The sequence below is a fragment of the Luteolibacter yonseiensis genome, assembly GCF_016595465.1.
Classification (GTDB): Bacteria; Verrucomicrobiota; Verrucomicrobiia; order Verrucomicrobiales; family Akkermansiaceae; genus Luteolibacter; species Luteolibacter yonseiensis.
This window is the reverse complement of record NZ_JAENIK010000008.1, coordinates 48647-61950: the sequence shown is the minus strand read 5'-3', so window position 1 is coordinate 61950 and position 13304 is coordinate 48647. Positions and strand designations below refer to the sequence as shown.

The window sequence follows — 13304 nt, the reverse complement described above, 5'->3', positions numbered from 1 at the left end:
GACTATTCCGCGGACTTTACCTGTCGGAATATCCAAAGGCTGAAAACGCTCACCCCGATCGCGATCCAGCCGAGCTTGTCGAAATCCAACAGGCGTCCGTCTGGAGTCTTGCTGATGATCATGCCTCCCAATGCGGCGGTCAGGCCGGAGGCGAGGTCCCGCGAGCAGGCCACCAGACTCATGTAGGCACCCCGCCGTGAGGAAGGCACGGCCATCGAGATCGTCGCCTGTCCGGGGATGAAGCGCCCGCTGGCGCAGGTGAAGAAAAGCGCCGCGAGAAGCAATGTCTGCCACAGGGGCAGGGGGCCGCTGGAGGTGAGCAGGCGGATGACCACACATGCGGCCGTGATGAGACACGCATATAACAGGAACCTGCCGTGGCGGTCGGCGAGTTTTCCGATGAAGGGGCCCGTGAAAATCGTCACCATGCCACCCGTCAGATAGACGAGGAAGAGGCTGCTTTCCGGCAGTCCGATGTTTCCGACAAGATAGGGGGAAAGATAAGGGATGATGGTGAAATGGCCGAAGATCATCGCCACCATCAGTGCGAGGCCGGTCCAGGCGTTGCCATTCTTCAGGAGGTCGAGGAAGTCCTTGCCGGATCTCACCTTTTCTCCCGAGAGGTGGCCCCGGACGGGCGGCAGGATGCGGTGGAGCCCGATCCACACCACCGTGGCGACGGCGGCGACGATCAGGAAGGGGGCCTCCCATTTCCACCATTGTGCGATTTTCAAACCAAATGGAACACCCAGCGCGGCGGCTGCCGAAAATGCCGTCATGATGATGCCCATGCCCTGGGCGCGGCGCTCCGGAGGGACGACATCCGAAACGATCGCCATGATGGTCGCGCCGCTCACCCCGCCGAAGGCTCCGCAGACCGCGCGCGCCCAGAAGAGTTTGGCGGCGGTGTCGCACAAGCCGCAGGCAAGCGTGCCAAGGGTGAACCCCGCATAACAGAACAGCAGCAGCTTCCGCCTGTCGAACCGGTCGGCGAAGGGAGCCATCGCGAGGCCGACGATTCCGGAGGTGATCGCGAACGAGGAGATCAACGCGCCGAACTGCTGGGGATCTATCTTGAGTTCCCGCATGAGCTGCGGACCCAGCGGCATCATGATCATGAAGTCCATGATGTGGGTGAACTGGACCGCCGCCAGCAGCAGGAGCAGGCTCTTTTCCGACAAAGGTGGTTTGGGGACGGCGGAGGTCATGATCTGAGCCACACGGATTTCAAGTAAGGTTCGTCCGTGAAATCGGGCGGCATGTCCGAGTGCCGGGCGCTCATGGGGCGGCGGATGGAACTGCGGAGCTGCTTCTGGAAATCATTCAGACCGAGGTTTTTGCAGTTCGTGGAGCAGAGCAGCCAGCCATCCGGCGTGAGGATGTCGGCGGCGAGGGCGGCCAGTTCTCCGAAGTTCTCCTCCACCCGGAAGACCTTGCCCTTCTCGTCGCGCGAGAACGTCGGTGGGTCCAGGACGATGCCGTCGAACGTGCGCCCCTGTTTCGCGAAGCGGCGGAGCCAGTGGAATGTGTCACCCTTGCAGAAATGGTGCCCGGCGGGATCCAGCGAATTATGGGTCAAATTGCGTTTCGCCCAGTCGAGATACGGTTGGGAGAGGTCGAGGGTGGTCGTTTCCGCACCGGCCATCGCCGCGGCGACGGAGAAGGCTCCCGTATAGGCGAAGGTGTTGAGCAGTTTCATTCCGGGGACCATCAGCCTGCGGACTTCGGCCCGGTTGTCGCGTTGGTCGAGGAAGATTCCCTGCGAGTAGCCGGACTGGAATGAGATTTCGGAAGCCACCCCGTTTTCCCGCATGAGGAATGGTCCGGTGGTTTCCGGACCGGACAGGTGGGTGGGGGATTCCTTCTGGTGCTGGTCCAGACGTTTCCAGTGACAGGAAACTCCCTGGTCCCGCAGCCATTCCCGGACTTGCGGGGCGATCTGGCCGGTGGTGGTGGAGACGAGCCAGCGCCCGGCGAATGCCTCCAAAACCAATCCCGGCAGGCCGTCTCCGGCACCGTCGATGAGGCGGACGGCATCCGTTTCAGAAGTAAGAAGGCCGGAGCGCTTTTCGACCGCTTTTTTAAGAAGTTGATGCATGAAGGCGGCGGAAGCTACTGCGGGATTTCCCGGACGGCTAGGCCGAATATGGAAGACTTGCCACCACCTGGGACATCCCGGAACCTGCCGGAATCGTCCCTTTCACAAGCCCCCTGCCGGGATCCGGCTCACTGGAGCTTGAAGGTGCCCCAAGTGGTGATCGAGCCGACCGACGTCTTCTCGACGTTCTTGTAAGTGCCGTTGTAGGTGCCTTGGAAGTAGAGGCTGAGGGTGGACTTCGATCCCGAGCCGTAGTCGATCACGATCTGGCTGTAGGTGACGCGTTGCTTGTTGAAGGTTCCGTCCTTGGCGGCGATGGTGAATTTACCTGCCTTTTTCCGGCCGTTCAGCACGGTTTCCAGCTTGTTCTTCGATTTGACGGTGGAGACGGATTTCTCCTGGAAGGCCGTGGGAATCAGGTTCATGTCGCCGGTTGCCTTGGAATCGAGGAGGATGCGCATCCCGTTGGGGAGCTTGCCGATCGGCGGAACCGCCTTGGTGGATGGAATCGGCCATTTTTTCTGCCCGGCGATGTCTCCGTTCACCATGTTCTGGGTGCCGGCCTTTTCAGCGAAAATGTTTTTCCATCCGGCGCCCGTGTATTCGGCGATGGTGATGGTCAGATGGTAGTTGCCGGTGGCGGTGGGGAGTTTCGCGTTGGTTTTGACCGTGAAGTCCGTGATCTGGTATCCGTTGGGCAGGGTGCCGAGGGTGTATTCTCCGACGATGACACCCGGGGACGGGAATGGATTCGGCGTCGCCATCAGGATCATCTTGAGGGTTCCGGAAGACGAACCGACATTGCGGATGTTGCCCTTGAGCTTGAACGTGCAGACCGGCTCGGTGATGTTGGAAGTCAGTTTTCCGTCCAGTTTCAGCGTGGCGGCGTGGATGTTGGCGAGGCTGAGCGCCGTCATCAGGGCGAGAAAAAGCTTCTTCATACGGATTTCTTTCGATTTTGGAGCGGGGAAGTCAAGACAGCAGCCGGAATTGGCATGCCGTATGGTTCATCCGCCGCAATCGGAGAAATGGATCACGCGGATTGTCGCATGTTGGGAAAAACGACCATGCGCGGGATTGCCACCGCCTCGATTTTCCTTACCATGAGACCAGAAATGAGCACCATTCAAGACACCCTTATCAATGCGGTTGCCGAAGGCAGCCTGCTGGAATCTGCAAAAAACAACATCGCGGCTTTGTTGGATGGCACCACGAGCGAGATCGCTCCGCAGGTCATCGGGGAACTGGTGTCTTCCGGGGCATGGGCGGAACTCAACGACCGCTTTTTCAAAACCCTCGCCTTCGGCACCGGCGGCCTGCGCGGACGGACCATCGGGCGGGTGGTGACACAGGCGGAGCAGGGAGCGGGCGGGCCGAACGGACGTCCGGAGCATCCCTGCGTGGGGACCGCCACCATGAATTTCTACAACGTCAGCCGCGCCGTCCGCGGCCTGATCGCCTACGCGAAACAATTCACCGGTCCTGAGCGGAAGCCCGTGCTCGTCTTCGCCCATGACACGCGCCACTTCTCGCGGGATTTCGCGGAATTCTGCGCGAAGACCTGTGCCGACCTCGGCTGTGACGCCTATCTCTTCGACGGACCGCGCGCCACTCCCCAGCTTTCCTTCGCCGTGCGAGAACTGCGTGCGGACGCGGGCGTCGTTTTGACCGCTTCCCACAACCCCGCCCATGACAACGGCTTCAAGGCCTATTTCAACGATGGCGCGCAGATCGTGGATCCGCATGCCACGGCGATCATCAACGAGGTGAACGCCATCACCAGCGAGCGCTACGAGCCCGTCGCCGAATCGGAGCGGGGGACCGTGACCGTCCTCGGAGCGGAGATGGACGAGCTTTACATCAGCCGTCTGAAGACCCTGCTGCTCAAGCCATCGCTTCTGGACGGCGGACAGACCAAGATCGTTTTCACCAACCTCCACGGCACCGGCGGCCACATCAACGTGCCGATGCTCCGCGGCCTCGGCTTCGAGGTCCTGACCGTGCCGGAGCAGGACATCCAGGACGGGCGCTTCCCCACCGTGGAGTCGCCGAATCCGGAAAACGGCCCGGCGCTGCAGATGGGCATCGACCTCGCTGAAAAATCCGGCGCGGAGATTGTAATCGGCACCGATCCGGACGCGGACCGCATGGGTGTGGCCGTCCGCGACACCGCCGGGAAAATGGTGCTGCTCACCGGAAACCAGATCGGCTCGCTGATGGCGTGGTATCGTTTGAAGACCTCCTTCGAGCTCGGCGTGCTCACCAATGCGAACCGCAGCCGCGCCGTGCTGGTGAAGACCTTCGTCACCACGGAGCTCCAGCACTCCATCGCGGATGGATTCGGCGTGGGTGTCGTGGACACGCTCACCGGCTTCAAATACATCGCCGGCAAGCTGCGCAAGTATGAGGAGGCGATCCCCGCCGACAAGAAGGGCGACTACCGTTCGCTCACCGAGGCGCAGACCCGCGCCCTGCGTTTGGAATACTCCCGCTTCTTCGTCTTCGGTGGTGAGGAAAGTTATGGCTATCTCGGATCCGATGCCATCCGCGACAAGGATGCGAACGGCGCGACCCTCATGTTCGCGGAAGTCGCCGCTTATGCGAAATCCGTTGGCAAAACCCTGACGGAGCTGATGGACGATGTTTACACCGAATACGGATACTATCTGGAAATCGGCAAGTCCCTCGTCATGGAAGGCGCGGATGGCGCGGCGAAGATCCAGTCGCTCGCGAACTCCTATGCGGAGAATCCTCCGACGGAAGTGGATGGCTCCGCCGTCCTGCGCGTGCGGGATTTCGCCAAGCAGGATCTCTTCGACCAGGAAGGCGATCTCATCCCGAAGGAAAAGATGCTTTTCGTGGACCTCGAAGACGGCCGCTCCTTCGCTGTGAGACCCTCCGGCACCGAGCCGAAGATCAAGTATTACCTCTTCGGCAAGCACGCTCCCGGCGGTGATCTTTCCGAGGCGAAGGAACTGGTGAAATCCGGCCTCGCCACCCTGTGGAGCTGGATCGAAACCGACGCCAAGACCCGCTGAGCCGAACTTCGTCCGCCCGTAAGGTGGTGCGGATTCCCACGCCCGAGGAAAGTCCCAGCGCTTTTCCCCGGGCGTTTTGTTTTTCCAATTGCACCGGCCGTTTCATCGGGCAGATTGAACGTGTCCATCGGATCGAACCTGAAATCTGTTAGATATGAAAACCAAACCTAAAGCAAAATCCTCCGACACCACCGAGACGAAACTCGCCCACCTGCTGGCGGATTCCTATGCCTTGCTTGGCCAGACCCAGTTCGCCCACTGGAATGTGCAGGGACCCGCCTTTTTCAGCCTCCACACCTTCTTGCAGACCCAGTATGAGGAGCTTTTTCTCGCCGTGGATGAGATCGCCGAGCGGCTGCGCGCGCTGGATGTCATTTCACCGGGTGGTTTGAAAACACTGGCGTCGCTCTCCGCCATCACCGAACTGGATGTGAAGGCCCATCCCGCGAAGGATCTGGTGGCGCACCTCCTCGCCGCTCATGAGATCCTGGTGGACACCGCGAAGGCGCTGCGTGATCTCGCGGAAAAATCCGGCGACGCCGAGACGCAGGATCTCGCCATCAAGCGCATCCAGATCCACGAGAAGACCATCTGGATGCTGCGCTCGTTCCTCAAGACGACCTGAGGTCCGAGGTCGCGGCGGGTGGGGAAAACGATCCTTGTGAGGAACGGGCCTCTTGTGCAGGATGCGATCCTGATGAAAGGGATCGTTGGCAGGATTGTCGTCGTGTTGCTGGCCGCCGCTCCCGTCGCCGGAGCGGTGGACGAAAACAGCAACGGGCAGAGCGATGTCTGGGAAATGTTGTTCCAGTTCTCCGGGTTGCCCGCCGCCGGGGATTTCGATGCGGACGGATGGAGCAACGCCGCCGAGAGCGGTGCGGGCACTGATCCCAGGTCCGCCGCTTCCCATCCGGATATGGAAATGGCCCTGGTCGCGGGCCTGCCGACGGTTTCGTGGCAAGGATTGAAGGGAAAGCATTATGTCCTGCTCGCCTCGGACAGTCTGACGTCCTTTGCCCCGACGGGCGACGTGGCGGCAGGAACCGGCGGGGAAATGCATTTCCAACTGCCGCCGGCGGATGGGAGTGGATTTTTCCGCATGGCGATTTCGGATGTGGATTCCGATGGGGATTTGGTGAGCGATTGGGAGGAATTCGCACTGGGGTTCGACCCGTTCCGCGAACACACGGATCGTCATCCCGGGACGGATGCGGAGCGTGTCGTCGCCGGGCTTTCCGCCACCAGCACCGTCAGTGTCTCGGTCTATGACGACGGTTGCAGCGAGCGCTGGCCGGACCCCGCGGTATTCGTGCTGCGCCGTGCGGATGGTTTGAGGCCATTGAAGGTGGATTTCACCTTGGGCGGCACGGCGGTGGGGGATGTGGATTATCAGAAATCCATAGCCGGCACCTCGGTGGATTTCGCGGCGGGGCAGCGTGAGGCCTTTGTTGAAATCAAGCCCCTGCCAGATGCGCTGGACGCGGAACCAATCGAAACCGTGACGCTCACTGTCAATCCCGGTGCCGCCTATACCGTGGGATCCGCCAATGCGGCGACGGTCTCCATCCTGAACCAACCCGAGGGCGGCGGCCCCTACGCCAAGGAGGCTGCCAGGTTCCTCATCCAGGCGGCGTTCGGGCCGGATCAGGATGCGGCGGACGACGCGGATCATATCCCGGAAAATGTCGAGGAAGTCATGGCCACGGGCATCAGCGGCTGGATCGACGAACAGCTCACGCGACCCGTGGGGCATCTTGTGCCGATGGTCCGGTGGCAGACGGAACAGCAGCAGGCATATATCAATGAGGAAACGGACATTGATCCCGAGATCTACAATGACCGGAAGCAAAACGCCTGGTGGGGTCGGGCGATGGGGTTGCCGAAACTCCGTCCGGATTCCACCACCACCCAGCTTGCCGATCCCCTGCGGCAGCGCGTGGGCTTCGCGTTGAGCCAGATATTCGTAATCTCGGACCGCATGGAACGCATCGGCGTGCAGGCCGAGGGCATGGCGGATTTCTATGATACGCTGCTGGATCACAGTTTCGGCAATTATAGGAATCTCCTGCATGATGTCTCCCTGCACCCCTGCATGGGCATCTATCTGAGCCATATGGGAAACAAGAAGGCCGATCCCGAGGCCCACACGTTTCCGGACGAGAATTATGCCCGCGAGGTGATGCAGCTTTTCAGCATCGGCCTGTGGATGCTCAATCCCGACGGGTCCCGCCAGCTCGACACCAACGGCCAGCCGGTCCCGACCTATAACAACGCCACCATCACCGAACTCGCGCGGGTTTTCACCGGATTGAGTTTCGGCAGGAAAAACAACGGCACCGATAATGACAATTTCGGCGAATACGAAGGTGACTTCACCTCCTTGATGAAGGGCTTCGACGAACATCATGATCTCGCGCCGAAGACGCTTCTGCTGGGTGTCACCACTCCGCAGCGGGTGGCGGACGATGGCCAGGCGACCGCGGCAGATGTGGACGCGCTGATGGACAATCTTTTCAATCATCCGAACGTCGGACCCTTCATCGGACGCCAGCTCATCCAGCGGTTGGTGACCTCCAACCCGTCGCCCGCCTACATTTCACGGGTGACCGCCGCATTCAATGCCGCGCCACGGGGTGACATGGGGCGGACGGTGAAGGCCATCCTGATGGACCCGGAGGCCCGCGACCCCGCGAGGATGGACGATCCCACCTACGGAAAGCTCCGCGAGCCGTTCCTCCGCACGGTGAATGTCGCCCGCGCGTTCAACGCGTCTTCGCCGGACGGCTGGTATTATCTGGATGCCTTCTCGCTGGACCACGTGCAGGAGCCCATGAAGTCGCCGAGTGTCTTCAATTTCTATCTGCCCGGCTATTCACCGCCGGGATTGCTCGCGCAGGCCGGGCTGGTTTCGCCGGAACTGCAGATCGTGAACGCCTCTTCCGGCACCACCGCGCCCAACTACTTCTGGCGAATCCTGGACGGCCTGCACCGGTGGGGTGCGAGCGCGTCGAAGAACGTGAGGTTGAACATCGATCAGGAAATGCTCCTGAACGTCCCTGCGGAGGCCGTGGACGATCCGGAACCTGATGTGGAGCCGCTTGATCCGGATGCCCTCATCCGCCGCCTCGATCTCGTTCTGACTGGCGGCACTCTTTCTCCCGATAGTTTCCAAATCATCCGCGAGGCCCTGAACCGCATCGGGCCGGGAAGCGGTTGGGACTGGCCGAGAAACCGGCTGAAGCTCGCCATCTATCTGATTGTTTCGAGTCCCGAGTTCTCTGTACAGAAATGAATGCTCTAGTGGAAAATTTCTCTGAAAAGCGCGGCGGGCTATATCAAGCGGCGCGGTCGTCGCCAAAGTTAATCAGCCAGACGTTGGAGAAGATCAGAGTATTCAGTGAATACCTCATCTGCCGCTTTTCTAAAAGCAGCTTTTCGTCGGATGACGGGAAGAACCTCCGCCAGATCATTCTTCACGTCCTGGAATTCCGCCTGCACACGTGCGAGATCCTGTTCCAGCTTCAGGATTCTCTCCTGAAGAGCTTCCACCGGAGTTGCGGTTTTCTCAGCGATCACGTCGCAAACTTAACCGAAAGCCGGTTTTCCTCAAGTTCATTTCCCCAACCCGTCTCCGCCTCATGAAACGCCGTTCATTTCTCGGTTCCACCAGTTGCGCCGCTGTCAGCTCGATTCCCTTGCTGAACACGCTCATCAATCTCCGGCTCGCGGGTTCCATCGCCAATGCCGCGCCGCCGGTCGCCGGGGAGTATCGGGCGATCGTCTGTCTTTTCCTGAGCGGAGGGAATGACAGCTTCAACATGCTCGCACCCTTCAGCGGCCCCTCGTCCACCCACGCGGACTCCTATCAGGAATACGCGGACAGCCGTGGCAACCTCGCCCTGAGCAAGGACCCGGAGGAGGATGATGACCACCTGCATGAGATCCATCCGCTGAACACGCCCGGACGGACCTTCGGCGTGCACCCTTCCATGCCGAAGCTCGCGGCACGGTTCGAGGCGGGTGACGCGGCGTTCATCGCGAACGTCGGCACGCTCATCGAACCGGTGGCGAACCGCGGCCAGGTCATCGCCGCGTCCAAGCATCTTCCGCTCGGACTTTATTCCCACTCCGACCAGATCGAGCAATGGCAGACCAGCGTGCCCCACAGCCGCTCCGGCATCGGCTGGGCGGGAAAAATGATGGACCTCATCAAGGACATCAATCCGAACCAGGCCGTCTCCATGAACATCTCGATGGACGGCAGCAACGTCTTCCAAAGCGGCGTCACCGGTGCCGAATACGCCGTCGATCCGGGAAACAACAACGAACCCGAAGGCGGTGCGGTGGCGCTCGAAGGCTATGCGGAGAACTACCTCGTGGACAAGGGATTCACCAATGCCGCCAGCGCGGCGGTTGATGGGATGCTCGCGAGGAATTACAGCAACCTGCTCCAGCAGACTTATCAGGAGAAGCGCCGTACCGCACAGGAAGCCTACGCGCTCTACCACGAAGCGACCTCCGGCGATCTGCCGGGAAATGTCATTTTCCCGAACACCTCGCTCGGCCGCCAGCTCCGGCAGGTGTGCAAGGCCATCATGGGCCGTAGCGCCCTCGGTGCCGTGCGCCAGACCTTCTTCGTGAACCGTGGAGGGTGGGACCACCACAGCGACACGCGCGCGCTCCAGCTCGGGATGTTGGAAGAGGTCGATGACGCCATCGACGCGTTCTGGGCCCAGCTTGTCGCGCTCGGGGTGGAGAACCAGATCACGCTCTTCACCGGTTCCGATTTCGGCCGCACCCTCACCAGCAACGACCAAGGCTCCGACCACGCATGGGGCGGAAACCACTTCGTCATGGGTGGCAGCGTCGTCGGCAGGAAAATCTACGGCAGCTACCCCAGCCTCGCCCTCAATCCCGAGACCGGCCCGGAAACCAACCCGCTCGACACCGGCCGCGGCCGGCTCATCCCCACCACCAGCTGCGACCAATACTTCGCCGAACTAGCGCTCTGGCTCGGCGTCCCGCAATCCAGCCTGCCGCTCATCCTGCCGAACATCGGAAACTTTTATGCGGCCAACAGCAGCAATCCCCCACTGGGATTCCTAGGCTGAAAACTGGAGCGCGGAATTCATTCCGCGAAGGTTTTTGACCACGTCTCTCGCGATTGAGGACGGGGCAATCATCCAGACTGTCTCCGGGCATGAAATTACCTCAGCCACTCACGGATTTCTCGCGATCCCTTTGCGAGTTGTTCAAGAGTTGTTCGCGCGGAGGCGCAGTGCCGCAGAGATTCTGGTTTTTATTCATGCCTTTGGCGTGCCACAACTTGGATGTTCATCATCGTGGGTGATTCGCCTGGTGCTCCGGTTTATCGAAAGCGGTGTAGGCGCTGCGCTCTGTCCAATAGCCACCTTTTCGGCCTTGCGGAAATTCGCGAACGAGTCTCTGAGAGCCACCTACTCGGGTGTCCGCGCGAACTGGAGAAAAGTCGCGGACAACCTCGGAACCCTCGCCGTTGAACAGGAAGACACCAACGAAGCTTGGTAAGCCAACACCATACGCGTTTTCTCCGGAGGAGCGTCGGAAGGTAACATGATGCGCAGGACGATTCCGACGACTTACGATCCGAAACCGAAAGAAGCCGCTATGTCTGGCGGCACGTCACCTGCGCCTCCGACTGTGTGATCTGTAAAAACTACTCGGCCGCCAAACTAACCTCACACTCCGCGAGGGTGGTTTGGGCGGCGCTGAGATCGGGCGATCCAAGGCGGGTGTAGATTTCCTTCGCACGCCGGGCGTGGGGCAGAGCATCGGCGGCCTTACCCTGTCGAAGGAGGGCGTGGGCGAGCACGCGGTTATCGCGCGCGATCAATTCGTGGCGGTTGACGGTTTCAGATAGAGATAGGGACTTGCGCGCAAGGGTTTCGGCTGTCGGCCAATCTTCCCGGCTTAGGTGCAACGTTGCCAGATTGCCAGTGATGATCGCCACGTTCGGCGCTGCGCCGACGCCCAACGCTACGCACAGCGCCTCGCGATAATGTCCCTCTGCCGCCGCCAGGTCGCCGAAGTCTTTCTCAGCATCGGCGAGAGCGTTTAGTCCCAGGGCCACATCTACACTTTTGGGTGCCAGACCACGCCACAGTTCAACAGCATCGTAGTAGGCGGTGATGGCGGCAGCGTAGTCCTGTTTCAAGTCATAGTGTAGGCCATGCAAATATTTGGCGAATGCGAACTCTCGGGCACCTGCCTTCGCCCGCACCCAGTGCGCGTTCGCGCGGTCGGCGCAGGTGAGCACGGCATTGGTTTGTTGACGCTTATGATGCACATAGCCTATAAAATAGGCACACCAGCCCGCCTTGGCGTGATCGCCGCCGGCCATTGCCTTGGTTTCGCCTTTTTCGCATATAGCCAACCATTCATCCCAGCGGTTCTGAAAATATAAAAAGTTTCGAAGTGCAATGCCGACAGTCAGGATGCGCGTGTTATCGCCAGCGAAGAAGAGAGGCAAGGCGGGGGCAATGATGGGCCAACCTGCTTCGAGGATGGGAAAGCGGTTATGGTCATAGGAGCCGTTTTCTACGATTAACGCATAGGCGTGCTTTTCCAAACGGTCGCCGGTTTCCGCCACTGCCTCGGGTTTTTTCTTCCGCAGGAAGTCCGCGACCATGGGCACGAGGGCGAAGGTGCTTAGCTCATCGGTGGGGACTGCGAGGGAGCGGACGGTGAGCTTGCGCAGCGCGCGGTCGATTTTCGTTTCCGGCAGCCCGGCGATAGCGGAGACGTGCTCTACTTTGACCGGAAGCGTGAAGTAGGTAAGGGCACAGAGGGCTTTTGTTTCGTCGTCGTCGAAGTCCTCGACGAGATCGCCGAAGATGAATTCGAGCGGGTCATTTCCTTCCGGGCAGGAGCGGATGAAATGTAACGCATCGGTGAAGGTGAGGCAGTGGCCGCGTCCGAGTTGGCCTGCGGTCCAGCGGAGGAGGAGAGGTTTGCCCGCGGTCTCGCGGTAGAGGACGAGACGCTCGGCTTCGCCGGTTTGCGCAAGAAGCGGGTTGCGGGTGGCGAGTTCGGCGAGGGTTTCAAGGGCTGCGTTCTCGCTGAGTTTTTCAAGGATCAGTTCCTCCGCACCGGAGCCGATACGGCCACGACTGGTGAGGATCGCCTTGCAGCCGGTTGGGAGTTTTTTGACGAAAGTGAAAAGAGTGTCCCGCTCGCTCTTGGTCAGGCTTTCAAGGTTGTCGAGGACGAGGAGGGTTTGCGTGCCGCGCAAGGCGTCAAGCAGCAGTCGCGGGCGTTGGTCTTCGGGGAGTTTGAGGATTTCATCGCGATTGAGTTCACGGGCGAGTTCGTTGAGAAGTTCGACGAGGCCGGAGAGGATGAATCCGCTGAGGTCGCGCACGCCATCGTCGTCGAGTTCGCGGGTTTTCAGGGAGATGAAGATGATCCTTTTAAATACATCCGGCGAGACATTATGAGCGGCGCGAACGGCGAGGGATGTCTTGCCCATCCCGCCTGGTCCATCAATGAGCGCACCATAAGTGCGGGTATCGGGATCGAGAGCATCGGCGATTTTTTTCAACTCGTCCTCACGACCGAAGAAGGGTTGAAGAGAAGGGAGATTGTGGGGGATGGATGTTTTTAGTATGGGGGCGGCGGATGTGGATTTTGTATAGTGCTCTTTGGGCTTTCCTTCGTTGAGAGCGAGGCGTTCGAGAATCAGTTTGGCGGTTTGCTCTGGACTTTTGTCATCAAGTTCGATGAATCCGGCTCCACGGAACAAGCCGTCGACTTGAGCGCGAGAGAACCGAGAGAGCAGAACTTCCTCGCGACGTCGTTGTTGTAGGAGATCGTGAATCGCCAGCCACTCCAAACCCGTCCATTCTTTCGTATCGTAGTCTGGGCAGAATACCACGACGATGAGATCAGAATCGCGGTTGTAAAGATTCGGCAGGTAGATGCTTAAGTCATTTCTTGCGAACTCGGCCTCGTGATATTTGTCATAAAGGATCTTCGCCTTGGTGAAGCGGGAAGAGAGTAGGTCCGCAACCTGTTTGACGAAATCCCGTTTCTCTCCGGCAAATGAGAAAGCGATACGAAAGCGCTTGGCATCACCAGGGGAAGGAACTCCAGACATGCCGGAATGAAGCAAGCCGTCTAAAAGATGGCAA

At 60.0% G+C, this 13304-nt stretch carries 10 protein-coding genes; 5 read left to right on the top strand and 5 right to left on the bottom strand.

The genetic code is table 11. The features are described 5' to 3' along the window. Window positions 1-2 precede the first annotated feature (2 nt). The 3 genes from JIN84_RS06540 to JIN84_RS06530 all read right to left on the bottom strand — a co-directional run bounded on the left by JIN84_RS06540 (window position 3) and on the right by JIN84_RS06530 (window position 3039). Window positions 3-1208 (bottom strand): MFS transporter, encoded by a 1206-nt coding sequence (locus JIN84_RS06540; RefSeq protein WP_200350231.1) that lies wholly within the window; start codon window positions 1206-1208, stop codon window positions 3-5. Beyond that, window positions 1205-2098, bottom strand: a complete 894-nt coding sequence (locus tag JIN84_RS06535; RefSeq protein ID WP_200350230.1) for a class I SAM-dependent rRNA methyltransferase — start codon at window positions 2096-2098, stop codon at window positions 1205-1207. The genes JIN84_RS06540 and JIN84_RS06535 overlap by 4 nt, the downstream gene beginning before the upstream one ends. Window positions 2099-2226: 128 nt before the next feature. Beyond that, entirely contained in the window at window positions 2227-3039 is an 813-nt protein-coding gene (locus JIN84_RS06530; RefSeq protein ID WP_200350229.1) for a hypothetical protein, read from the bottom strand. A 174-nt stretch (window positions 3040-3213) separates the two neighbouring features. Between JIN84_RS06530 and JIN84_RS06525 the strand changes: the two genes are divergently transcribed. The 3 genes from JIN84_RS06525 (at window position 3214) to JIN84_RS06515 (ending at window position 8428) form a co-directional block, all read left to right on the top strand. After that, window positions 3214-5136: a phospho-sugar mutase gene (locus JIN84_RS06525; RefSeq protein ID WP_234043243.1), complete on the top strand. Its 1923-nt coding sequence runs from the start codon at window positions 3214-3216 to the stop codon at window positions 5134-5136. Between the two features lie 154 nt (window positions 5137-5290). Next, window positions 5291-5761: a Dps family protein gene (locus tag JIN84_RS06520; protein WP_200350227.1), complete on the top strand. Its 471-nt coding sequence runs from the start codon at window positions 5291-5293 to the stop codon at window positions 5759-5761. A gap of 72 nt (window positions 5762-5833) precedes the next feature. Continuing rightward, window positions 5834-8428, top strand: a complete 2595-nt coding sequence (locus tag JIN84_RS06515) for a DUF1800 domain-containing protein (protein ID WP_200350226.1) — start codon at window positions 5834-5836, stop codon at window positions 8426-8428. Window positions 8429-8496: 68 nt separating this feature from the next. On the opposite strand, the gene JIN84_RS06510 is transcribed toward JIN84_RS06515, so the two are convergent. Beyond that, window positions 8497-8712 (bottom strand): hypothetical protein, encoded by a 216-nt coding sequence (locus JIN84_RS06510; RefSeq protein ID WP_200350225.1) that lies wholly within the window; start codon window positions 8710-8712, stop codon window positions 8497-8499. 62 nt (window positions 8713-8774) lie between these two features. Here JIN84_RS06510 and JIN84_RS06505 point away from each other — a divergent pair, with 62 nt between their 5' ends. Together JIN84_RS06505 and JIN84_RS23215 are read left to right on the top strand one after the other, a co-directional pair. Continuing rightward, window positions 8775-10247, top strand: a complete 1473-nt coding sequence (locus JIN84_RS06505; RefSeq protein ID WP_200350224.1) for a DUF1501 domain-containing protein — start codon at window positions 8775-8777, stop codon at window positions 10245-10247. 310 nt (window positions 10248-10557) lie between these two features. Continuing rightward, window positions 10558-10683, top strand: coding sequence for a hypothetical protein (locus tag JIN84_RS23215; RefSeq protein WP_267908182.1), 126 nt, complete (start codon window positions 10558-10560; stop codon window positions 10681-10683). A gap of 148 nt (window positions 10684-10831) precedes the next feature. On the opposite strand, the gene JIN84_RS06500 is transcribed toward JIN84_RS23215, so the two are convergent. Further along, a complete protein-coding gene (locus JIN84_RS06500; RefSeq protein WP_200350223.1) occupies window positions 10832-13270 on the bottom strand; it encodes a tetratricopeptide repeat protein in 2439 nt (812 codons plus the stop codon). Window positions 13271-13304 lie beyond the last annotated feature (34 nt).